The organism is Posidoniimonas corsicana (assembly GCF_007859765.1).
GTDB lineage: Bacteria > Planctomycetota > Planctomycetia > Pirellulales > Lacipirellulaceae > Posidoniimonas > Posidoniimonas corsicana.
This window is the reverse complement of sequence record NZ_SIHJ01000004.1, coordinates 1-22,828: the sequence shown is the minus strand read 5'-3', so window position 1 is coordinate 22,828 and position 22,828 is coordinate 1. Positions and strand designations below refer to the sequence as shown.

The window sequence follows — 22,828 nt, the reverse complement described above, 5'->3', positions numbered from 1 at the left end:
CGTTTGGCGCCGCCAGGAGCCCTCGGCGCCAGCCGGGGGAGCAGCGCAAGCGGCCGGCAACGCCGTTACGCTGCGCCGACGGTTTGCCCCGCCACCAGCGGCGGCATCGGGCAGTCGAGCAGGTCGGACACGCCGCGGAGGAGTTCGGCTTCGCGCGCGTTGACGTGGCCGTCGAAGCAGATGGACTCGGCGCAGGCGTCGACCAGTTGGCCGCGGAGGCGCGGCGCCACCGTGGCCAGCTTGGCGAGCGCGTCCTGCAGCGAGGACAGCCCGCTCTGCGTGGCCGGGAGGAGCTCGAGTTGGAGGTCGGGGAAGTGACCGGCGGCGGCCTGGAACGCGCCGGCCGCCTGGCGGGCGTCGTGGCCGGCGTGCGCCATGGCCGACAAGAGCGCGCTGACCGGGCCGCCCAGCTTCTGCAGCCCGTAGTACTGCACGCCGGGCGAGCGGACGGCCTCGAACTGCGGCGCCAGGTGCCGCATCAGCACCTGGGCCAGCGTCCACTCGAACAGGCCGAGCCGCTCATCCGCGCGGACCAGCGCCCAGAAGCTCTTGCGGAAGCGGTCGTACTGCGGCTGCGACAACGCCCGGAGCGACGGGAGCGCCAGGTCGACCAGCGGCAGTCGGGCGTTGACGGTGGTGGCGTCGAGCACGGGCGCCAGCTCGCGCGTGAGCCGCACGACGTCGGCCTCGGCGAGTTCCGACAGCGCGGCGAACTGCGCCTCGCGGACGGAGGGGTCGTCGTCGAGCAGCAGGCCGTACACCACCGCGCGGGCGCCGTACGGCTCGCGGACCGACGACAGCACCGCCGGCGGGATCTCCTGCAGCAGGTCGCGGGCGTAGTCGCGGTGCAGCTGGGTGGGCTCGCCGATCTGGTCGACCGCGTGGTCCACCGTCTCGACGGGGACCTCGAGCTGGCCGGCGTCGGGCCCGCCGCCGCCGGCGAACCCGGCCGCGCCCTCGGCGGTAACGTGGGACTGCGGGGCGGCTTCGACGCGGGGGAACTTGCCGTCCCACTGCGGGTCGATCGCGAGGATGCGTTTGCCGAGCGGCGGGTGGGTGGCCATCAGCCCGGTGAAGCCCTCCCACACGCCCTGGGCGAAGAACATGTGGCTGGCCTCGGCCGCGTTGGGGTTGCGGAGCTGCGAGCCGGACGCGAGGCCGCCGATCCGCTTGAGCGCTCCGCCGATGCCGCCCGGGTTGCGGGTGAACTGCACGGCGGACGCGTCGGCCAGGTACTCGCGCTGGCGGCTGACGGCCGCCTTGATGAGCCCGCCGACAAAGCTGCCGATGGCGCCGAGGATGATCAGCACGATCGCCACGCCCAGGAACACCAGGATCGACCCGCCGCCGGCGCCGCCCTTGTCGCTGGAGTGGCGGCGGTTGTAGCCGGAGGAGCTGGCGCCGCCGCGGATGAGGATCTCGAACAGCCAGCGGCCCACCAGACCCAGCAGGAGGATGCCGTGCAGGATGCCGATCAGGCGGATGCCCATCCGCATGTCGCCGTTGAGGATGTGGCTGAACTCGTGCGCGATCACGCCCTGCAGCTGGTCGCGCGACAGGTTTTCGACGGCGCCGCGGGTGACGCCGATCACCGCGTCGGACGGCGAGTAGCCGGCCGCGAAGGCGTTGATGCCCTGTTCGTTCAGCAGGTAGACCGGCGGGGTCGGCACGCCGGAGGCGAGGGCCATCTCCTCCACCACGTTCAGCAGCTTTTGTTCGTCGTAGCCGGCGCCGTCGTGCAGCAGGCGCCGCCCGCCGAGCCGCTCGGCCACGCTCTGCCCGCCGCCGTTGCGGAGCATGATGATCTTGAACAGCGTGCCGCCGGTGATGATCAGCAGCGTGATCAGCCCGGCCGCGATCGGGTACCGCCAGTCGAACTGGTAGGACCCCAGCGCCCCGTAGGGCGAGCGCTCGAAGTACTGCGAAGCGAAGGCCGCCACGACCACCACGGTCGCCACGATGCCCACCACGCCCAGCAGGAACAGCACCACCAGCCAGGCGGTGCTGCGTCGTGCGGCGTCCTGGCGTTGGAAGAAGTCGGTTGCCATGCCGGAGGGGTCAGGGGTGAGGAGTCAGGGCGTCGGGTCCGAGGGCCGGTCGGGCGATCCGAGCCGCGGCCCGCCGACGCTCCCCCCGCATCAGAAGCTCACCTTGGGGGCCTCGCTGATCTGGGCGTCGTCGAAGTCGAGCAGCTGGGCGTTCTCGCCGTGCCCGAACAGCGCGGCGAAGAACACCGGCGGGAAGGTCTGCTTGTAGGTGTTGTACGCGGTGGCCGAGTCGTTGTACGCCTGGCGGGCGAACGCAACCTTGTTCTCGGTGGAGGTGAGCTCCTCGGAGAGCTGCATCATGTTCTGGTTAGCCTTGAGGTCGGGGTACGCCTCGGCGACGGCGAACAGCCGCCCCAGCACGCCGCCCAGGCCCTGCTCGGCGCCGGCCAGGCCGGCCATGGCCTTGGCGTCGCCCGGGTTGGCGGCCGCGGCCTGCAGCGCGCCGACCGCCTGGTTGCGGGCGGAGATGACCGCCTCGAGGGTTTCGCGCTCGTGCGACATGTAGCCCTTGGCGGTCTCGACCAGGTTGGGGATGAGGTCGTAGCGGCGTTTGAGCTGCACCTCGATCTGGCTGAAGGCGTTCTCAAACCGGTTCTTGAGGGTCACCAGCTTGTTGTAGATGCCAACGCCGTACATCAGCACGAGCACGCCGATGCCGCCGATAATGACAATCGCGATTAACCAGGGGGGCATGTCCGGGGGCTCCAGGGGGAGAAGGTTCCGTTGGGATCTCTGCGTGGGCAGCGGAGGGTAGTCGACGTCACGCGGCGGATCTTGCCGGCCCGCCACGCTGGGGGGCTGCGGCTGATCTTACCGCAAGCCGCGCAACTCCTCTAGCACCGCAAGCTTAGGTCACCGACGACGGGCCCGGCCGCCTTGGGCCGGGTCTGGTCGGCAGAGTAGAATCAGGAGAACCACCCCGACCCGAACCGGCCGCCGCCTTGTCAAAGAAGCAGAAAACCTCTCCGACCGAGCGGCCGTGGCCCGCCTGGGCGATCTCGGTGCTGACGCACGGGCTGATCGTCTCGACGGTGCTGGTGATCGCCGCCGGCCGCCCGCGCGGCGCGACCGAGCAGACCACCGCGCGGGCGGGGATCGTGCTCCGCAGCACGGAGGAAAACACAACCACCTACGAGGGCGAAGAGGACCAGCAGCAGCCTGCGGAATCGGCGCCGCCGGCCAGCGCCGCGGCCGCCGCCAGCAGCCCGGTTGACGACTCGGCGTTGTCCGACCTGGCCATGCACCTGCCGCCCGCCGAGGCGGGCCCGTCCGCGTCGGACAGCGTGCTGGGAGTCACGCCCGGCGGTGGCGCAGGCGAGGGCGATGCGCTGCCCGGCCGCACCATTGGCGGCGGCGCCACGGTGAGCGTGTTCGGCGTGCAGGGCACCGGGCACAAGTTCGTGTACGCGTTCGACCGCTCGGTCAGCATGACCGGGGCCCCGCTGGCCGCTGCAAAGAAGCAGCTGCTGGCGAGCCTCGAGTCGCTGGATAGCACCCACCAGTTCCAGATCGTGTTCTTCAACCACCGGCTCAGGGCGTTCGACCTGACGCAGGGCGACAACCGCGTGGCGTTCGCCAACGAGCGCACGCTGGCCGCGGCGGCGGCGTTTGTGGGCGGCATCACCGCCGACGGCGGCACCGACCGGTTCCTCGCCCTGCGGCGCGCGCTGGGCATGGAGCCGGACGTGGTGTTTTTCCTGACCGACGCCGACGACGCGATGACCGGCGGGGAGATGCAGCAGATCGCGCGGCTCAACGGACGCGTGGGGGCGGCGATCTGCGCGATCGAGTTCGGACGCGGGCCGGAACGCGGCAAGGACAACTTCTTGAAGGAGCTTGCGCGGATGACCGGCGGGCAGTACGGCTACGTCGACACCACGCGGCTCACCCGTCAATGAGCAAACGCCGCGGCCCCGGGGAACCCCCAGGCGGCGGCGTTTGATTGAACCTAGGCATGACGCAGCACGCGGCCGAGTCGAGCCAACCGGTTGTTGACGCCCCCTGTGTGTCGGGCGCCTTGGATTAGCAGGGCCGCCGTGGGCGGCGGGGTAGCAGCGTGACGCTGGCTACACGGTCGCGCAGGGCTCGCCCTTCTCGACCATGGCGTAGAGGTAGCCGAGCTGCGCGGCCGACTTGGCGCCCAGCTTCTGCATCACCTTCTGCCGGTGCAGTTCCATCGTCCGCAGGGCGATGCCCATTTCGTTCGCCGCGACCCGGTTCGATGCTCCCTCGACCAACAGTCGCAGCAGCTGGTGCTCCCTTTCAGTAAGCTCCACCATTTGCGTGTTTCTCCTTTCGTCTCCTCAACTTGTGTCACTCGTGCTAGCGCCTTCGCTAGTTCTTAAGATCGCTAGTCTGACCCATCGTTACGAAAAAACCAGTCGGGTTAATGCATCTTTACTATGCAATTTTGAGTGCATTTGCTGCTTAGAGCGATTGACCTTCGGGAGAAACCGCACCCCGCGGCGGATCGCCGTACGATGATACAGCTTCCCGCACTCGTTCGACACCGTTTTGTTTAGAAAACAGCCGCAATTGGGCTAACCGCCAAATAGCTGGTCGAACCGCCGACGGTTCTCTTCGAAGCACTCCTCAGCGCGGCGGGCGAGCTGGCCGCCGTCATGGCCGCCGAGCAGGAACGCGAGCTTAGCGAGTTCGCCGTCGTCGGTCGGCAGCTCGTGGCGGCCGAGCGAGTCCATCAGCCTGATGCGGGCCTCGACGCTGCGTTGGAAGCGGTAGCTCTCGCTGAAGTGGTCGAAGTCGTCGTCGGACAGGTAGCCTCGCCCGTGCAGCGCCGCCAGCGCGTCGAGCGTGCCGGTCACCCGGACGGAGGGGTCCTGGCCGCCGTGGCGGAGCTGCAGCATCTGCACCAGGAACTCGGTGTCCATGGTGCCGCCCCGGCCGCGTTTCAGGTTGGTGCGGCTGGCGTTCTCCTCCAGACGCAGCCGCATCTGCCGGATTTCTTCGGTCTGCTCCGGCAACCAGTCGGGGCCGAACGCGGCCTGATGGACGGCCTGCATCGCGTAGCCGGCGGCCTCGGGGTCACCGTAGACCACCCTGGCCTTGCAGAGGGCCTGCCGCTCCCACAGCTGCCCGGCGCCGCTCTGGAAGTAGCTGAGGAAGGCGTCGACCGGGTTGGCCAGCGAGCCGCTCCGGCCGGTGGGGCGGAGTCGGGCGTCCACCTCGTAGAGCCGCCCGTGGGGCCCGATGTGGCTGGCCGACTTGATGATCCGCTGGGTCAGCTCGCTGAAGAAGTGGCCATTGGTGGTCCCCTCGCCGGCGCGACCCTCGGGCTGCGTGCGGCCCTCGTGCTCGTACAGAAAGACAAGGTCGAGGTCGCTGTGGTAGTTGGGCTCGGCGCCGCCCAGCTTGCCGAGCGCCAGCACGATGAACCCGCACGGCTGCCCGCCCCGTCCGGCCAGCGCCGGGGGCGCGGCCTGAGGGTCGTCGGGCAGGACGATCGTGGGGACGCCGTACTTGTCGACCAGCGCCGCGTACTCGGTCGCGATGATCGTGTTGAGGCACGCTTCCGCGATGTCCGACAGCGCGGCGTGGGTGGCGCTGACGTCGTCCTTGCCGAGGATGTCGCGGACGCCCACCCGCAGGTGCTGGGCGTTCTTGAAGCTGTGCAGGATCAGCTCCTGGTCCTCCGCGCCGCGGGTCAGCTCCGCCAGCGCCGCGTTGAGCTGCGGCAGCGTCGGCAGGCTCTCGACCAGCAGGCTGTCGAGCAGGTCGTCGATCATGCCCGGGTTGCTGGTCAGGATGCCCGCCAGGTACGGGCACGCCGCGCAGAGCGTGACGTACAGGTTGAGCGAAGCGTTGTTCTCGCTGAACAGCTCCCACAGGGCCGCCTTGCCGCCGATCGAGTCGCTGACGCGCGTGAGGTTCACGAGCGTGGTGTCGGGCTCGGGCGTCTGGGCGATGGCCGCCAGCAGCCGCGGCGAGATCGAGGCCAGGAAGTGGCGGCACCGCCTGGTGGAGAGGAAGCGGATCTTCTCGGTCGCCAGCTCCATCAGGTTGGCGTAGGCGGCGGGGACGTCCTTGAAGGGGTACTTGCCGAGCACCTCCTGGATCCGCTCGGGGCTGGGGTCGGGGTCGTTGACCAGGTCGACCTCCGGCTCGTCGGCGCCGTCGCCGACGTAGGCGTCGTGCAGCAGGTGGTCGAGGATCTTGCGGTTGACCTCGCGCTGCTCGCCCAGGTCGGCCTGAAACGCCTCGAGCGCGGCGCCGTCGGGCGTGTCGAAGTAGCCCATCCGGATGGCAACCTTCTGCAGGTCGGCGGAGGCCTCCGGCAGGTTGTGCGTCTGCAGGTCGTACATGATCTGCAGGCGGTGCTCCAGCTTGCGGAGCTGACAGTAGTTGTCCTCCAGCAGACCGCGTTCCTGCGGCGTCAGGCAGCCGACCTTCTCCAACTGGGCGATCGCGTCCAGCGTGTTGCCGGTGCGGAGCTCGCTGAGGGTGCCGCCGTTGAGCAGCTGCAAGAACTGGATGACGAATTCGATGTCGCGGATGCCGCCGCGGCCGGTCTTCACGTTGCGCAGGTCGTCGCCCTCGGACACGGCCCGCTTCTCGATCCTCTGCTTGAGCGACTTGATGCCGGTGATGTCGGCCAGGCTGAGGTACCGCCGATACACCCACGGCTCAAGGTGGCCGAGCAATTCATCGCCCAGCGAAACGGCGCCGGCGATCGACCTGGCCTTGATGAACGCCTGGCGTTCCCAGGTGCGGCCCTTGTTGTCGTAGTACTGGACCATCTGCTCGTAGCTGCCGCAGACCGGGCCCCGGCTCCCTTCGGGCCGGAGCCGCAGGTCCACCCGGTACACGGCGCCGGCGTCGGTCGGCTCGGTGAGCAGCTTCACGAGGTCACGCGAGAGCCGCTCGAAGAACTCGCGGTTGGTGATCGACCGGCCGCCGTCGGTCTGGCCGTCGTGGTCGTAGAGCAGGATCAGGTCGATGTCGCTCGAGTAGTTCAGCTCGATGCCGCCAAGCTTGCCGAGCGCCAGCACGCAGAACCGGGCGGCCTCGCCCTGGCCCCAGCGGGGGACGCCGTACTTCTGCTCCAGCTGCGCACGGGCGAACCGGAGGGCGGCCTCGACCAGCGCGTCAGCGAGGAACGATATCTGCCGCGACACGGTCGCGACCGACTGGTTGCGGATGATGTCGCCGTAGGCGATGCGGAGCGTCTCGCGGCGTTTGTGCCGGCGGAGCGCCGCCAGCGCGTCGTCGCGAGAATTGATCGCGGCCAGGTCGGCGGACAACTCGTCGACCAGCACGTCCCGCGCGACCGGGTGGCCCTCGGTCATGCGCAGCAGGTCGTACGCCTCGTGGTCGTTGACCAGCAGGTCGCTGAGGTACTGGCTGGTCGAGAACAGTTGCAGCAGGTTCGGCAGCGCCTCGGCGTCGCGTTCGAACAACGCGGTCGTGCTGAGCGGGTTGCGCGCGCTAGAGACGAACCGCTCCAGGTTGTTCCAAGCCATGTCACGGTCGGCAAGCGTCGGAGCGGCCGTCGCAAACTGGTCGCACAGGTTGGCCAGCAGGTCGAGCGGCACGCCGGCCTCGGACATCATGACCAAGTTCCGGTAGCCCGTGTCCAGCTCGGCGATGCCGACGGATTGGAGCCACGAACCGGCACTAGAAGTGTCGTCCAGATAGCTGCACAGCGTGTCGAGTTGCATTGTTCCGCGACTAGAAGGGGCGATATCGCCTGTCTCGACCGCCTGGTGTCAACCTCTTTAGTCTAGCCCGAAGGTGCGCATAAGAGAAGCTGGCGTGCTTTTTTTGCGCGACGGGGAGAGTCCCCCGAATGCCAGACGCTAGGCGCCCAGCGGGGTCTGTCGGGCAAGCCCGCAGAAAACTGATACGCCGGTAGACGGACGGGGAGTCAAGGACCGGCGGCGGCCTGCCGCCCGCTCCCCGTGTTCCAACCTGGGGAGGCTTCGAGCCATGCGCCATATAGTCCCGACCGGCCTAGCAGCGGCGGTATCGTTAATCATCCACCTACCTGCGGCCGACGCCGCGCCCTTCTACCACATCCGCGACCTCACACCGGACGGCTACCACAGCAGCATCGCCTACGACATCAACGCCTCGGGCGACGCCGTCGGAGTCGCGACCGGCGCCGCCGGCGAGGCGTACTTCTACTACGACCACTCCACCGGCGTATCGAGCCCATTCGGCGTCGGCGTGGTTTCGCCACGCGGCTCGATCGTCGGCAGCGGCTACCGCGAGGCGGCCATCAACGACGACGGCCTGGTCGCCGGCACGGCGCGGTTTCTTGGCGGCGTGGGCGAGTCCCGCGGCTTCATCTACAACGGATCCACGTTTACCAACTTGGGCGTGCTGGCGGGCGACACCGCCACCGGCATCCGCCCCGCGTCCGACGCGCTGGACATCAACAACCTGGGCCTGGCGGTCGGCACCGCGACCTCCGGCGCCGGGACCATCACCACCGAGTCCGACAACATCGACATCTACGCGGGCGCTTCGTCGCCCGTCGTTGACATCGACGGCGACTACAGCGTGGCGACGCGGCACGACCGCGGCCGCGCCATCAACGACGCCGGGCTTGTGCTCGGTGAGAACGAATCTGGCAAAGCTACTCTGTTCAGTGGCGCCGGCGAGACGGTGCTGATGGGGGTTACCTCTCGCGCGTTCGACCTCAACGAGTCCGGTCAGGCGGTGGTCGAGGACATCGTGGCCAACGCCACGTACCGCTATGAGCCGGGCACAACCAGCCTGACCGCGATCCCGCAGATCGGCACCGGCCTGCGGATGTTCGGCAAGGCGATCAACGAGCGGGGCGACGTCGTCGGCCAGGGCGACCGCCACCCCGGGCTCAGCGGCCAGGCCCGCGGCTTCATCTACTCCGACGACGACGCAACGAGCTACATCCTGGAGGACCACGTCATCTTCACCGGGTCCGACACCGAAGGGCTGAGCGACTGGGGCGACCTCAACACCGCGTGGGGCGTCAACGACTCGGGCTGGATCGTCGGTCAGGGCGACCGCCGCTTCGACGGCGCGGCGTTCCCCAACAACCGGGCGTACCTGCTGATCCCCTTCAACGGCCTCGCCGGCGACTACAACGAAGACGGCGTGGTCAACGCCGCCGACTACACCACGTGGCGGGATGCGCTCGGCGGACCCGCGGGTTCGCTGCCGAACGATGTTGACGGTGGCCCTATCGGCGCCGCCCAGTACGCCACTTGGCGCGACAGCTACGGGGCCGCCGGCGCGCTGAGTCTCCACGCGTCGGCCGCGCCCGAGCCGGCCGCCGCGGCCCTGCTCGCCGCCGCTCTGGCCGGGCTCGCGCGATGGCGTGACAGGACTCGACTCAACGCCTAGCCTCCACAGCCGCCGCACCCGCCGCCGCAGCCCCCCCCGCCGCAACCGCCGCCTCCGGAGTCGCCGCCCCCGCAACCGCCGGAGCCCGAGCCGCTGGCGGTGGGCCCGTCGGGGAACTTGCACGCGGTGGGCAGCAGCAACAGGTCGCCGTAGGCGCACGGCGCCACGCCAAACAGGGCGACCGCCCACGCGGTCGCCAGGGCCTCGTCCGGGGAATGTTTGAGGTTCTTCTTCTTGCGCAGCTCCCGCCGCTCGCGCTTCAACGCCCTGAGCATCTGCGTCCCTGCAACCGTACGGTGCGGCTTTGAAACAAACCAGATCGTGATAAAGAAGGTCAGGAACAAGAGCGCCACCAAGAATCCGATCGGCTTGTCACGCTGCAATCCGACATACACCTTCACGCAGCCGAACAGGAACAAGCCCGCCATCAGCAGCGCCGGCGCCCAGCGGCAGGAGTGCACACCCTGGCTGGGGACGAGCAGGCCCCAAGCCTCTAGGCGGTGCTGGACCTTCTCTGCGGCCGGCTTGCCTCGCTCGAGCAGTTCCCCGTACCGCGCGCCGTTGTTCTCCCCGCACGCCGCGACGATCCGCTGTTCGAGCTCGTCCGCATCGGGCTGAGTTCCCTTCCCAACGCTGAACCGCATGTCCTTGGTCGCACCGCCGGTGGCCGGCGCCAACCGGATCGAGCCGTCGCGGAGCAGCGAGGCGGTCGCCGCCCGCACGGCGCCATCGACGCCGTCGGACAGGCAGGCCGCCTGGTATGGGTCCAGCGGCTCGCTGTTGGCGTGCTCGCCGGGGCGGAGCAGCCACCGCAACAACGCCGCGACCACAACCGTCATCGCCAACGCCGCGCCGTAGAGCGTCAAGAACTCCGGGCCGTTCAGGTCGAATGGGTTGGTCATCGCCAGCAGCATCACGGGCGCCACGCCGAATGCCAGCCGTGCGCCGCGTGGGAGCTGAATCGGCCGGAGCGCAGCCCACGGCTTCGGCACGACCCACGCCCGCCGCTTGTCGACCGACACAATGCCGCCCCGTCGGGCGAACCGGACGTCCGCGCTCGGCCAGGTGTCAGTCGGCGGCGCCACGCCGAAGGCGCGGCGGTAGCCGGCGAGTGTCTGATCGTACTGCTCGCGGAACCGCGCCGCGTCGGCGGCGCCGCCCTTGGTGGGGCCGTGGTGCAGCGGGCAGCCGAGCACCTCGCCGCACAGCTCATCCCAGTAGCTGCGGGTGTAGGTCAGGTGCAGGTGCCACGCCTGGTCGACCGCCTCGGACGGCGTCACCTCGTGCCCCGCGGTCATCGCTAGGAACAGGAACCGCCGGTACTCGTCGACCACCGCGTTGGCGTGACCCACGGTCCAGTGGTTCTCCCGCGCTAGCCGCTGCGTGAAAGTGAACGCCGATGCGGGGTCGTCGAACTGAAAACGCTCGAGCCGCCGCCAGAGCTCCTGTTGCATCACGTCCATACGCCGCCTCGCGAGGGGTGAGAACGGATCCGCTCTATGCAAGTTGAACCCAGCGTGGGTCAGCTGGGGGTGGTTCGTCTGCGGCCGACGGATCTTGGGCCGGTTCGTTGGATTCCTCCCGCCATCCATCGTACCAGCCGCAACGCTGAGCGGTGAACGCCAAGCCGCGTGGTTTGCCCCGCCGACACAACTGGCACGACGCTCAACAAGCCGCTCGCGACGGCTGGGCAAAGTCGGACCCACACCCGTCAGCGGGCCGGGGCCCGCATCGCCAATCGGGGGTCCCAACAGGCGTCACGACTGGTACGCGCCGAGCCCCGTGGCATCGTCTTATGGAGGGCCCACCGGTTTCCGCCGTTCGACACGGGCCGGAACGCCGATGCCTTAAATCAAGGAGACCTCATCAATGCCGAAGTGCCCCCGCTGCGAATCAGAACGCGTGTACCTCAGCAACAGCCAGGACCGGCTGCTGTACCGCCTGGTGCTGCTCGCCCGCGTTCGGTGCCACAACTGCTGCGCGAGCTTCTTTGCGGCGGCTTGGAGATCGGCACCCAACCCTGCAAACGTCAAGACGCCACATTCTAGTGCCCGACATCGGACCGCGGCCTAGCTTACATCTTTTCTTCGCATCGGCGGAATGAATCCTAGCTGCTCTGTGCATCGACTCGCGACGTGCTCAAGAGCAATCCGAATTGACTGAGTAGCAACGGCGGAGTGAGGTAGAGCAAGTTCAACATCAAGAATAACAGCACGTGCGAAGGCGCGGGGCGGAATGCTATTGCTACACCCAGAGGCCCGATGACAGGCGTTATGAATGCGGATCCGATCGTCCAGGCCAGAACGTGCCCGCGTCGAAGAATCCCCTTCGCACTCCAAATACGAGCAACCAGGCAGAACACGACTAGATTGGCACAGAGCAGCAGCAAGCAGCAGACCAACCACAGCGATGCGACGATAGGATTGGCGGAGTCCGGCAACTCGTAGCGGGTGCCTTCCAATCCGCCCAGCCAGCCCCCGGTAGCGACCGCGAACAACAGGGGAGTAACTACGCCCGCAACCGCCCACAGTCGCGACCCCGACGCCACCAGCTTGCTTGTGGAACCCCCGCAGTCGGAATCGACTCGCTCTGTCGCTGGGGTTTCAAAGGGATTCGTCACACTTCGGTCCCTGGAATGCCCCCTACCCCGCTGAGCCGGCAAGATCAAACACCTCCGGCCCAACGTGGTCGGTCTGCACGATGCCCTGCAGCGTGTGCGCGTTGGCCTCGTAGATCACGATCGGCAGCGTCTGGCCGATCTGCCGGGGGTTGCCGTCGAACACCACGATGCGGTCGCACATGGTGCGGCCGGTGAGCTGCACGCCGTGGCCGGCGGCCTCGCGTTTCTCGCTCGCGCGGCTCGGGCCCTCGACCAGCACCTGAACCGCGCGGCCCAGGAACGGCTGGTTGTCCTCTTCGCTGATCTGGTTCTGCAGCTGCAGCAGTTCGTTGTTGCGGCGCCGCTTCACCTCGTCCGGCACGTTGTCCGGCATCCGCTCGGCGCCCTTGGTGCCGGGCCGCTCGCTGTACTTGAAGATAAAGCTGTTCTTGAAGCGGCACTCGCGGACCAGGTCCATCGTCTGCTGGAAGTCCTGGTCGGTCTCGTCGCTGAAACCGACGATGAAGTCGCTGGTGATCGCCACGTCCGGCATCCAGCGTTTGGCGCGGTCGTGCATCTCGCGGTACTCGGCGACCGTGTAGCCCCGCTTCATCAGCTTGAGCTGCGCGTCGCTGCCGCTCTGCGCCGGCACGTGCAGGTACTTGCACAGCTTGGGCTGATCGCGGACCGCCTGCAGCACGTCGTCGGTCATGTCGCGCGGGTAGCTGGTGACGAACTTGATCCGCTCCAGCCCGTCGACCTCGTGCAGCTCATTCAGGAGGTCGCTGAACCGCCAGCGGCGGCCGTCCTCCTCGCAGCGCCACGAGTTGACCGTTTGACCTAGCAGCGTGATCTCCTTGCAACCCTCGTCGGCCAGCTGCTGCGCCTCGGCTAGGATCTGGCTGGGCAAGCGACTCTGCTCGGGGCCGCGTACGCTGGGCACGATGCAGTAGGTGCAGAACTTGTCGCAGCCGATCTGGATCCGCACGTACGCCTGGAACGGCGTGGGCCGCATTGTTGGGTCGCGGAGCGGGTCGAAGCTCTCGTGGCTACGCTTGATGGTGTCGACCTTGCCGTCCTTGCGGCCGAGGCTGACCTCCATCCGCTGCTGTCCGTCCTGTTCGATGTCCTTGATCAGGCTCGGCACCTGGTGGAGCTGGCCCGGCCCCACGATCAGGTCCACGTACGGCGCCCGCTGGAAGATCAGCTTCTGGTCCTTCTGGGCCATGCAGCCCATCACGCCGATCACCCGGCCAGGCCTCTCACGCTTGGCGTCCTTTAGCCGGCCCAGCGCGCTGTAGATCTTGTCCTCCGCGTGCTGCCGCACGCTGCAGGTGTTGAACAGGATGGTGTCGGCGTCGGTCGGCGTTGGCGTGAGCTCGTAGCCCTCCTTGCGGAGGCTGGCCACCACCAGCTCGCTGTCGAGCAGGTTCATCTGGCAGCCGACAGTTTCGATGTAGAGCTTCTTGGGCATGTCAGATATCGGGGGTCGGGTTCCGAGGCTCGGCGGCGGAGCGGTTCCACTCGCTTACCCGGCGGGCTTGCGGGCCGAGATCCCTGCGAGGCATCCCCAGGCCCGCGGCTACGCGGCGGTGTTGTTACTCTCTTCCTCCGCCTGCTTCCGCTGCAGCTCGCGCTGCTCGTCGATCTGCTGCTGCACGTCGGCCACAATCTGGTTCCGCCGGGCGGCCATCATCGCCATCAGCTTCCAGGTAGCCGCGATCACCGCGCCTGCTAGCAGCGTGTAGTCCCAGCGGTCGAGTCCATCCATGCCGTCGGTCCTTCGGAAGGGGGAGCCCTCCCATCCTACCAGCCCGCCCGCCCCCGGAGCGAGGGGGATTTGCCCCCGCCTGGACGGCAGACCTCCGAGTCTTGCCGCCGCTCGGCCGTACGCCCCCTGCAGGCAACGATGAACACAGACCGGACAGTACCAGCCGCACTCCAAACGATCGTTGGAAGAGCTGGAGAGCTAGAACCGGGCGACCAGCCCAGCCACGCCCGTTAGCAGCAAACAGACCGCGGCTGCCCTCACCAGAAGTTGGACCACCGGGGGCTGCATCCAGAGCAGCACAAACAAGCGCAGCTGGACGCCGTAAAACCGCGACGTAGGGTCGGGGTACCACCGGCTGGCCCGCGTCACCCGCCAAGGCGCGAGAAGAACGGGCGCTGACCAGGCTATCAACGCTACCGAGAACGCCGTCTGGAGGAAGCCTGCCAAGGGGCTTAGCTCCCCCCCAGCACGTCCCCCGGCTTGATGGCCGCTCCTCGGAGCCAGTCGCCGACCGCCATCGCCTTCTTGCCGGCGGGCTGCAGCTCTAGCACCTCGATGGCGCCGTCGCCGGTGGCGATGACAAGGCGGTCTTTGGCGTCGACCACCGTGCCGGCGGGCGCGGGGCCGGCCTCCGGCAAAGTATTCACGCGGTCGATCACCAGCCGCAGCGGCTCTCCCTTGCCGGCGTCCCAGAACGTGTAGGCGCGGGGCCAGGGGTGGGCGCCGCGGACCAGGTTCTTGATCTCGCTAGCCGGCTTCGACCAGTCGATCAGGCCGAGCTCTTTGGAGAGCCGCGGCGCGCGGCTCTTCTGCGCCGGGTCCTGGGGCAGCGACTCGGCGGCGCCCGCCGCGAGCTGGTCGACTACTTGAAGTGTGAGCGGGGCCCCGAGTTCCGCCAGCCGCGCCTCGAGTTGGCCGGCGGTCTCGTCCGGGTCGATCGGCGTGGCGGCCTGCCCGAGCACCGGCCCCGCGTCGAGCGCCGGGGTCATGTGAATCACGGTCACGCCGGACTCGGCGTCGCCGTTGAGCACGGCCCACTGCACCGGCGCGGCGCCGCGGTAGCGGGGCAGCAGCGAGCCGTGCAGGTTCACGCCGCCCAGTCGGGTTGTGGCGAGCGTCTCGCGTTTGAGGATCTCGCCGTAGTCGCACACCACCAACAGGTCGGCGCCGAGCTCTGCCAGTCGCTGCTGGGACTCTGGCTCGTTCGCCGACTCGGGCGTCCAGAGCGGCAGCCCGGACTCCTCGGCGGCGATCGCCACCGGCGCGGGCGGCGCCTTGCGGCGGCCGCGGGGCGGCTTGCAGACCACCTGCACGATCTCGTGCGGGCTCTCGATGAGCGCCCGCATCATCGGCACAGCGAAGGGCCCGGTTCCTAGGATGATCAGCCGCATATTGAACCACCAAGTCACGAAGGCACAAACGGCACACGAGGAACGATGTCCTATGTGTTATTGAGTCTTCGTGGTAAGGAAACTACGTCCGCAGCTTCTCCAGCTCGTCCAGCCGGGCGGCGACCTGCTCGTCGGTCGGGGCCTCACCCACGGCGCGGCGGCTCTGGAAGTCGATGAAGAACTCCTCGATCTGTGGCTCGATGGCCGCCTGGGCGGTGGGGCCGATGCGGTCGAAGAACATCACGCCGTCCAGGTGGTCGGTCTCGTGCTGCAGGATCCGAGCGGTCATGCCGCGGGCTTCTTCCTTGATCTCATTGCCGGAGAGGTCGTACGCCTCGACAATGACCGAAGTCTTGCGGGGCACCTGGGCGTACACGCCGGGGACGCTCAGGCAGCCCTCCTGGCCCTCCTCGGAGCCTTTGCCCTTGGAGAGCACAGGGTTGATGAATACCCGCTCGTGCTCGCGGGCGTCGGCGTCGCCCTCCTGGTTCATGACGAACAGCCGGTACGGCAGGTCGACCTGGTTGGCGGCCAGTCCCACGCCCTCGTGCTCGTACATCAGTTCGAACATCTCGGCCACCATCCGCTTCAGGTCCGCATCGACGCGTTTCAGCGGGCGCGACGTGTGGCGGAGCGTCGGGTGCGGGTAGTGGATGATGGAGAGGGGCATGACAGAGTCTGGTTCGCGGACGCGTCGATTTCTACTCGCTCTCCCTCTGGGGGAGGCGATTTGCTTAGCCTACTCGGGCGCGTTGGTGCGCTCGACGTACTCACCGGTGCGGGTGTCGACGCGGAGCCAGTCGCCGGTGTTGATGAACGCGGGCGCGAGGATCTCGCCCTCGGTCTCCAGCGTGACTGGTTTGGTGACGCCGGTGGCCGTGTTGCCCTTGGGGGCGGGCTCGGCGAACGTAACCTGCAGCACCACGTGGTTGGGCAGCGTGACCGCGATCGGGTTGTTGTCGAACGTCATGACCTGGCAGTCCATGTTCTCCTTCAAGAACTTCCACTGATCGCCCACCTGGTCGGCAGACAGCTCGTACTGCTCGTAATCCTGATTGTTCATGAACACGAACGTGTCGACCTGCTTGTACAGGAACTGCGCAGTAAATTCCATCACGTCCGCTTCCTCGAGCGTCTGGCCCGCGCGGTAGGTGCGGTCGGTCACCGTGTTGCGGAGCAGGTTCTTCATCTTGCACTCGTAGAGCGCGGCGCCCTTGCCTGGCTTGCGGAAGTTCATCTCGACGCACAGGTAGGGCACGCCGTCGATCTGGACCTTCATGCCCTTGCGGAAGTCGCTGGTGCTGAGTGTTCCCACGTTTGAAATCCTGTTGTGTGTGTTCGTTTCGGCCGATGCCGGGCGCTGGCTGGAGGGCGCTGGACGCTGGTTCTCGTAAGTCCACCCCGGGGCGGTCGTCCTGCGGGGACAAACGCCCAGCGCCTTCCAACTAGCGCCCGCCACTGATACAACCGGGTCGGGCCACTGCCGACCCCCGGAAGCACAGGCGAATTGACCAGTTTATCCTCTCCGACGCGGTTTGTCCGCCCCGAACGGCCGGCCCCGCCGCAGGCCGGCCAACCCGGCCCGCAGTGGAAGTCTGAGCTGCGGGACGCGGTCCGGGACCCGGCCGAGCTGGCCCGCCTGCTGGACCTGCCCGGCACGTGGGCGGAGTCCGCCCGGGAGGCTGCCCGGCAGTTCCCGCTGCTGGCGCCACGGGGCTATGTCCGACGCATGCGGCCGGCCGACCCGCACGACCCCCTGCTGCGGCAGGTGCTTCCGCTTGCCGACGAGCTGCGACCGGCGCCCGGCTACTCGGCCGACCCGGTCGGGGACGCCGCCGCCACGCTGACGCCCGGATTGCTGCACAAGTACCAAGGCCGGGCCCTGATGGTGACCACCGGCGCCTGCGCGGTCCACTGCCGGTACTGCTTCCGCCGCCACTTCCCGTACAGCGAGTCGCCCAAAGGCCTGGCGGCCTGGGATGAGGCGCTCGCCGCCATCGCCGCGGACAACTCCCTCCACGAGGTGATCCTCAGCGGGGGCGACCCCCTGACGCTGGTCGACCCCACGCTGGCGGCATTGGCCGACCGCATCGCCCAGGTCCGGCACGTCGCGCGGCTGCGGGTGCACACCCGGCTGCCGGTGATGATCCCCAGCCGCGTGAACGACGAGCTGCTCGCCTGGCTGACCGGCACGCGGCTGACGCCGATCGTAGTGCTGCACGCCAACCACGCGAACGAACTCGATGTCGAGGCCGGCCGCGCGGTTGCGAGGCTGGCCGACGCCGGCGTGCCGCTGCTCAACCAGGCGGTGCTGCTGCGGGGCGTGAACGACTCTGTCGACGCCCAGGCGGAACTGTGCGAGCGGCTGGTCGACCTCCGGGTGATGCCCTACTACCTGCACCAGCTGGACAAGGTGTCCGGCGCCGCGCACTTTGACACGCCAATCGAGCTGGGCCAAGCGATCATCGCCGAGCTCCGCGGCCGGCTGCCCGGCTACGCTGTGCCGCGGCTGGTCCGCGAGGACGCTGGGGCCGCCGGCAAGACCGTGATCCGCTAGCGCCGCCGGCGGGGTCCGATCCCCGACGGTGGGCTACACTGTAGAATACGCCGCTTCCGATCGCCCGCCCGATCCACCCCCACAGCCCGACGTGTTGAGCCCCGACAGCCCCCAAACCGACGCCGACCCGGCGCCCGACGAGCACGACGACCGCGAGATGTGGTCCGCGCTCGACGCGGTCCGCCGCGCGATCGAGAAGGTCGAGGGCTGCAACGAGTCCGAGCGGTCCATGCTGCTGGACGACCTCCGCGAGCTCCGCGACATGGCCCGCAAACTTCGCAGCGGGCGGGTGGAGATCGTGGTGTTCGGCGAGATCTCCACCGGCAAGAGCGCGCTGATCAACGCGCTCGCCGGGCAGGAGGTCACGCAGGTGAACGTCCGTGGCGGCTGGACCAAGGACGTCTGGCGGCTCGACTGGGAGGGCGCCGGGTATGTGCTGCCGGGCTTCGAGCAGTCGCAAGTGGTGCTGGTCGACACGCCCGGCCTGAACGAAGTGGGTGGCGCCGAGCGCGCCGACATGGCCCGCGAGGCGGCCGAGCGGGCCGACCTGATCCTGTTCGTTACGGACTCGGACCTCAACGAGACCGAGCACAACGCGCTGGCCGAGCTGGCCACGTTCCACAAGCCGATCTTGCTGGTCGTCAACAAGACCGACCTCTACACGCCGGCCCAGCTCGCCGACCTGCTCGACGTGCTCAGCACCCAGCGGGCTGCGGGCCTGGTCGACGCGGAGAACATCATCACCACCGCGGCCGACCCGCGGGAGCTGCAGTACGTGATCGAGAGCGCCGACGGCTCGCAGCGCAGCGAGTGGCGCAAGCCGCCGCCCGACGTCGAGGCGCTCCGCGAGCGGATCCTCGAGGTGCTCCAGGCGGACGGCTCGTCGCTGATCGCGTTGAACGCGTCGATGTACGCCGCCGACCGCAGCGACCGCATCGCCGCCCTGCGGGTCAAGATGCGCAACCAGAAGGCGGCCCAGGTGATCCGCACGTTCGCCGTGGCCAAGGCCACCGCCGTGGCGCTCAACCCGGTTGCGGTGGCGGACGTGGCGGGCGGCGCGGCGGTCGACGCGGCGATGATCGCCACGCTGGCCAACGTGTACGGCTTGGACATGAGCATGGGCCGCGCCCGCGACCTGGCGCTCTCGCTCGCCAAGGCGGCCGGCTGGGTGATGATCGGCGAGGCGGTGACCAGCTACGGGTCGTCGCTGCTGAAGGGGGTCTCGCTCGGCGCGGCCGCCCCGCTGGTCGCGGCGCCCCAGGCCGCGGCCGCCGGGTACGGCAGCTACATCGTGGGCCAGGCGGCGCGGGTGTACTTCGAGCAGGGCTCCAGCTGGGGCGACCGCGGACCCAAGAAGGTCGTGATGCAGGTGCTGGAGAACACCAACAAGGCCTCGGTGCTGGGCGACCTGAAGGCCGAAATCAAGAAGAAGCTCTCGAAGAACCGGCACGCGTCCGGCTGAGTCGGCCGTTCACTCCGCGGCGACCACGCCGATGCGGAACGGACCGCTTACTAAGAGCGGGTCGACCTCTACGCCCTGCTGGGTCACCCGGACCTTGCGTTCGGCGGCCAGCTTGGCCGCCGCCAAGCGGACGCGGGGCATCAGCGGCTCCCAGTCTTCCGGGTCGAGCCGCCGCGCGACCTCCGACGGGCAGAGCGTCTTGCCGGGTCCCCTCTCGCGCGCCATTTCCAGGACGCAGGCCGCGATGACCATGTCTTCGAGAGTACCCAAGCCGGCTGCCTTGAATCGAGAACGGTGAGGTGCGCCTACCTTTCATTATCGGTCTGTCTTGAAAACGGGCTAGCTGTACTTGCCGTGAACTTTTAGCGCGTCCGCGCGTCGGTGTGGTCGCAGGCCTCACAGCCCGACCGGAGGAGTACGCACCACCGCAACTCACGCCGACCCTTGCGGGCAACCCAGCGCTAGTCCCGCTGCGCTGGCCGCAATGCGGGGTCGTCCAGGTCCAAGCGGTACAGCACTTGGTTGTAGTCCCAGCGCGGCGTCTGCCGCTGATTGTCGGTGAACGTGTGGGTGTACGTCCCTTCGAACAACAGCACCGGCTCGTCCGGCTCGGTGAGCCAGTGGTCGACCTGGATGTTGTAGAAGGTGTAGTTCTGGTGCGTGGCGACCTTCACCGCCGGGCCCCATGGCCCCTGCGGCGTGTCGCCCTCCAGGTACCACACCTCGCCTAGGGCCGACGGCTTTCCAAACCTCTGCTGCACGATCATCACCCACTTCCGCCGGTACTCGCTCCACGCCAGCGCGGCGGTAGCGGCGTCGATCGAGCCGCCGTCCGTCGTGCCGAACCGCCGCGGGTTGTCGACCCGCTCCCACTTCGAGCGGTCACGCCACGCCTCATACGTCGCGGGGCAGCGGAAGTTGGGCGGGCCGTTGAAGTACACCCACCGCTGGCCCGACCCGTCCTCCCAGAACACCGGGTGGCCGTCCGGGTACGGCCGGGGCGGCTTCGGCTGCTCCTGCGAGCGTTTCCAGAAAGTCTCGACGTGCTCGAACCGCTCGGCCTCCGCGTCCCACTCCACCAGCCCGAACTCGTACGCGTCCAGCATGCCCTCGATCTTGGCGTACGTGCCGACCAGGTGCTCACGGCCCTCGGCGTCCGGCAGCGAGACAAAGCCCGACGTCCAGGTCGGCCCGTCGCCGGGCATCTCCACGATCCCGTGCACCCGGCCCTCCGCGTTGCGGAAGTAGTCGTAGCGGAGCGCTACCGGCGGCTCGTACGAGCCGAGCGGACGCCGCGCGGTCACCGCGCCGGGCGTGTGGAAGATGCCCAGCGGGTAGCGCGGCAGGCTGGTGTCGCCCCAGATCCAGAACAGCTTGCCGTTGTAGAGGGCCGTCTGCACCGTGTCCGATCCGACCACCCCCGACTCCTCCCAGCCGAGGTGCTCGCCCAGCTTCTGCGACTCGGCAAACAGCCCGCCGCCGGTCAGCCGGCCGAGCCGCTTGGCGATCTGCTTCCGCTCGACCTCGATGGTCACCTCGCCGCCGGCAGTTGGCGTGACCCGCACGCCGCGGTAGCCGAAGCCGTCCTCGGGGACCTCGTAGCCGTGCGAGCGGACGCGCAGCCAGGTCTCGCGGCCGAGGAATTCCGGCAGGTCGAACGCCACAACGCCAGCGTTGTCCGTCACCAGCGAGACCTGGCTCGTGGTGGTCAGCTCGACCAGCGGCACGGGCCAGCCGTTCTCTTTGTCGACTACCTTCACCTTGCACGGCGGCGCCGCCGCGGCGGGGGCGGCCAACAGCAGCGGAGCTAGGGACGAATAAGCAACAACCAAACGGCGCAGCGGGAGCGGTAAACCGATCAAGACTCTTCTCCGTCAGCGGGGCGGGTGGGGAACACACGTGCCGTGCGGACCGCGCCAGGAAAGGCGTGGACGGGCCAACGCCTGCGAGCCGCCAACGTGCCCCCATTGTGGTCGAATGGGCGGCGGGTGTCACGCGCGGGCCGGCGCCCGGCGCGAGCACCAGTCGGCCCGCTACCGTCGGCGGTTACCTGACGATGACTCAACCTGGCTCGGCCCTAAGGCTGGCGGCTGATCCCCGATTGGACCGCACCGCGTGGCCGGTTTCAGCAAGAATCCGGGGCGAACAGCCGAGTTTCGCCCCGCCGCCAAACCGGTCGCCGCATCTGCCCGCAGACCCCGCCAGGGCGGCCCGCGGCTTGTTAGAATGGGGGTTTGGCGCGGGCAGCGCCGATGACGCGTCGCGAGCCGGCGCAGCGTCCCCGAAACCGTCACCAGGTAGGCCCCTTGCTCGTCCCTCTCCGCCGCTGCTTGATCGCGATCGTTCTTGCCTGCCTCCCGGCGCCGCTGGCGTTTGGGCAGGAAGCCGCCGTTGCCGCCCCCGCTCCTGAGTCCGCCACGACGGCGGCCACGGTCGCAGCCGATGCGCCGGTGCGGACCGACGTCACGACCGCCGACTTTGTGCGGGTGGTCGATCAGGTAGCGGAGTTCGCGGCCAGGCACACCGCCGCGGGCGTGCTGCTGGTCGTCGACATCGACAACACGCTGCTGGCGATGAACCAGCACCTCGGCAGCGACCAGTGGTTCACCTGGCAGGACGGCCTGCTGAAGTCCGACCCAGACTCGCCGCACCTGGTGGCCGAAGACTTCCCGGGCCTGCTCGAGGTCCAGGGGACGCTGTTCGCACTCAGCGGCATGCACCCGCCCGAGCCCGACCTGCCCGAGCACATCAAGGCGATCCAGGACATTGGCGTAACGACCGTGGTGCTGACCTCACGGTCGGACGACTTCCGCAACGCCGCCCAGCGCGAGCTGGCCCGCAACGGGTACGACTTTGCCAAGTCCGCGCTGCGGATCGACGAGCGGCGGGGCCTGTTCCTGCCCTTCGACCCCGCGCTGCCCGACGCGCACGGGCTGTCGGCCGACATCATCGAGACCATCAAAGACCGGCTGTCGCCGGTTAGCTACTCTGGCGGGATCTACATGACCGCCGGCCAGCACAAGGGCCACATGCTGCAGACGCTGCTAGCCAGGGCGATCCCCGACGACGGCGCGCGGCACGAGTCGCGCACGTTCCGGGCCGTCGTGTTTGTGGACGACCACCAGAAGCACACCCAGCGCGTGCACGACGCGCTGGCCGACTCGCCCATGGACCTGGCCACTATCCGCTACTCCCGCGAGGACGGCAACGTCGCCGCGTTCGAGGCGTCCGACAAACGCCAAGAAGTGAACGGCTGGCGCCGCCTGCAACGGGCGATCGACACCGTGCTGATGCAGTAGCGCGGGCATTGCCTCAACCTGGCTCAACGCTCCACGCCCGCCGCGACTTTTGTCCCTTTTGGCGCTATCGATTCTTAGGGACAAAAGTCGGCCCCCACCTCAAGCCCACAGGCCCGTCTCACGCTTGTATAGCAGTGTCTGGCAGATCCCCCTGGGTCTTGCTCGGGCGACTTTTGTAGCTCTGTAGAAATCTTATCGTTGCTAGCTAAACTGTAGGTAGTGTTGTTTCCGTACGGTGTGGGTGCGAACGACGAAGTCTCCCATCGCGTTGCTGCTTGCCGCCCACGAGCTGGGTCGTCGGACGGTGCGTCGTTACTGGCATCACCGTGCCCCGAAGAAGTTCACGCTCCCTCAGCG

General features: G+C 68.4%; 17 protein-coding genes. 5 read left to right on the top strand and 12 right to left on the bottom strand.

The window, feature by feature from the left end; genetic code table 11:
• Positions 1–65 precede the first annotated feature (65 nt).
• Positions 66–2,048, bottom strand: a complete 1,983-nt coding sequence (locus KOR34_RS21420) for a M48 family metallopeptidase (RefSeq protein ID WP_146568098.1) — start codon at positions 2,046–2,048, stop codon at positions 66–68.
• 90 nt (positions 2,049–2,138) lie between these two features.
• On the bottom strand, positions 2,139–2,741 hold the full coding sequence (locus KOR34_RS21415) for a LemA family protein (RefSeq protein ID WP_146568096.1): 603 nt from the start codon (positions 2,739–2,741) through the stop codon (positions 2,139–2,141).
• Between the two features lie 248 nt (positions 2,742–2,989).
• Between KOR34_RS21415 and KOR34_RS21410 the strand changes: the two genes are divergently transcribed.
• Complete coding sequence (locus KOR34_RS21410) at positions 2,990–3,946, top strand: hypothetical protein (protein ID WP_146568094.1); 957 nt, start codon at positions 2,990–2,992, stop codon at positions 3,944–3,946.
• 168 nt (positions 3,947–4,114) lie between these two features.
• On the opposite strand, the gene KOR34_RS21405 is transcribed toward KOR34_RS21410, so the two are convergent.
• On the bottom strand, positions 4,115–4,327 hold the full coding sequence (locus KOR34_RS21405; RefSeq protein ID WP_146568092.1) for a LuxR C-terminal-related transcriptional regulator: 213 nt from the start codon (positions 4,325–4,327) through the stop codon (positions 4,115–4,117).
• 261 nt (positions 4,328–4,588) lie between these two features.
• Positions 4,589–7,723 (bottom strand): bifunctional [glutamate--ammonia ligase]-adenylyl-L-tyrosine phosphorylase/[glutamate--ammonia-ligase] adenylyltransferase, encoded by a 3,135-nt coding sequence (glnE, locus tag KOR34_RS21400; RefSeq protein WP_146568090.1) that lies wholly within the window; start codon positions 7,721–7,723, stop codon positions 4,589–4,591.
• 268 nt (positions 7,724–7,991) lie between these two features.
• Here glnE and KOR34_RS21395 point away from each other — a divergent pair, with 268 nt between their 5' ends.
• Entirely contained in the window at positions 7,992–9,392 is a 1,401-nt protein-coding gene (locus tag KOR34_RS21395; RefSeq protein WP_146568088.1) for a DUF3466 family protein, read from the top strand.
• On the opposite strand, the gene KOR34_RS21390 is transcribed toward KOR34_RS21395, so the two are convergent.
• The 6 genes from KOR34_RS21390 to efp form a co-directional block, all read right to left on the bottom strand.
• Positions 9,389–10,855: a TIGR04222 domain-containing membrane protein gene (locus KOR34_RS21390; protein ID WP_197531650.1), complete on the bottom strand. Its 1,467-nt coding sequence runs from the start codon at positions 10,853–10,855 to the stop codon at positions 9,389–9,391. The genes KOR34_RS21395 and KOR34_RS21390 overlap by 4 nt on opposite strands.
• Positions 10,856–12,034: 1,179 nt before the next feature.
• On the bottom strand, positions 12,035–13,474 hold the full coding sequence (gene miaB, locus KOR34_RS21385; RefSeq protein WP_197531688.1) for a tRNA (N6-isopentenyl adenosine(37)-C2)-methylthiotransferase MiaB: 1,440 nt from the start codon (positions 13,472–13,474) through the stop codon (positions 12,035–12,037).
• A 99-nt stretch (positions 13,475–13,573) separates the two neighbouring features.
• A complete protein-coding gene (locus KOR34_RS21380; protein ID WP_146568082.1) occupies positions 13,574–13,762 on the bottom strand; it encodes a hypothetical protein in 189 nt (62 codons plus the stop codon).
• A 452-nt stretch (positions 13,763–14,214) separates the two neighbouring features.
• The gene (fmt, locus tag KOR34_RS21375) at positions 14,215–15,153 is read right to left on the bottom strand and encodes a methionyl-tRNA formyltransferase (protein WP_146568080.1); all 939 of its coding nucleotides are present in this window, start codon (positions 15,151–15,153) and stop codon (positions 14,215–14,217) included.
• Positions 15,154–15,235: 82 nt separating this feature from the next.
• Entirely contained in the window at positions 15,236–15,823 is a 588-nt protein-coding gene (gene def / locus KOR34_RS21370) for a peptide deformylase (RefSeq protein ID WP_146568078.1), read from the bottom strand.
• A gap of 69 nt (positions 15,824–15,892) precedes the next feature.
• A complete protein-coding gene (gene efp / locus KOR34_RS21365) occupies positions 15,893–16,468 on the bottom strand; it encodes an elongation factor P (RefSeq protein ID WP_146568076.1) in 576 nt (191 codons plus the stop codon).
• Positions 16,469–16,660: 192 nt separating this feature from the next.
• On the opposite strand from efp, the gene epmB reads away from it, so the two are divergent.
• Both epmB and KOR34_RS21355 read left to right on the top strand, forming a co-directional pair.
• Complete coding sequence (epmB, locus tag KOR34_RS21360; protein WP_146568074.1) at positions 16,661–17,710, top strand: EF-P beta-lysylation protein EpmB; 1,050 nt, start codon at positions 16,661–16,663, stop codon at positions 17,708–17,710.
• 91 nt (positions 17,711–17,801) lie between these two features.
• Positions 17,802–19,172 carry a GTP-binding protein gene (locus KOR34_RS21355; RefSeq protein WP_228714731.1) on the top strand — a complete coding sequence of 457 codons (1,371 nt, stop codon included), beginning with the start codon at positions 17,802–17,804 and terminating at the stop codon, positions 19,170–19,172.
• Positions 19,173–19,181: 9 nt separating this feature from the next.
• Here the strand turns inward: KOR34_RS21355 and KOR34_RS21350 are convergent, their stop codons facing one another.
• Positions 19,182–19,442: a DUF3253 domain-containing protein gene (locus KOR34_RS21350; RefSeq protein ID WP_197531649.1), complete on the bottom strand. Its 261-nt coding sequence runs from the start codon at positions 19,440–19,442 to the stop codon at positions 19,182–19,184.
• A gap of 191 nt (positions 19,443–19,633) precedes the next feature.
• Positions 19,634–20,968 (bottom strand): hypothetical protein, encoded by a 1,335-nt coding sequence (locus tag KOR34_RS21345; protein ID WP_228714730.1) that lies wholly within the window; start codon positions 20,966–20,968, stop codon positions 19,634–19,636.
• A 510-nt stretch (positions 20,969–21,478) separates the two neighbouring features.
• On the opposite strand from KOR34_RS21345, the gene KOR34_RS21340 reads away from it, so the two are divergent.
• Entirely contained in the window at positions 21,479–22,471 is a 993-nt protein-coding gene (locus KOR34_RS21340; RefSeq protein WP_197531648.1) for a DUF2608 domain-containing protein, read from the top strand.
• Positions 22,472–22,828 lie beyond the last annotated feature (357 nt).

Excerpts from the sequence above, each read along its gene's own strand:
- KOR34_RS21420 (WP_146568098.1), bottom strand. The coding sequence starts at position 2,048 with ATGGCAACCGACTTCTTCCAACGCCAGGACGCCGCACGACGCAGCACC.
- KOR34_RS21415 (WP_146568096.1), bottom strand. The coding sequence starts at position 2,741 with ATGCCCCCCTGGTTAATCGCGATTGTCATTATCGGCGGCATCGGCGTG.
- KOR34_RS21405 (WP_146568092.1), bottom strand. The coding sequence starts at position 4,327 with ATGGTGGAGCTTACTGAAAGGGAGCACCAGCTGCTGCGACTGTTGGTC.
- glnE (WP_146568090.1), bottom strand. The coding sequence starts at position 7,723 with ATGCAACTCGACACGCTGTGCAGCTATCTGGACGACACTTCTAGTGCC.
- KOR34_RS21395 (WP_146568088.1), top strand. The coding sequence starts at position 7,992 with ATGCGCCATATAGTCCCGACCGGCCTAGCAGCGGCGGTATCGTTAATC.
- KOR34_RS21390 (WP_197531650.1), bottom strand. The coding sequence starts at position 10,855 with ATGGACGTGATGCAACAGGAGCTCTGGCGGCGGCTCGAGCGTTTTCAG.
- KOR34_RS21380 (WP_146568082.1), bottom strand. The coding sequence starts at position 13,762 with ATGGATGGACTCGACCGCTGGGACTACACGCTGCTAGCAGGCGCGGTG.
- fmt (WP_146568080.1), bottom strand. The coding sequence starts at position 15,153 with ATGCGGCTGATCATCCTAGGAACCGGGCCCTTCGCTGTGCCGATGATG.
- def (WP_146568078.1), bottom strand. The coding sequence starts at position 15,823 with ATGCCCCTCTCCATCATCCACTACCCGCACCCGACGCTCCGCCACACG.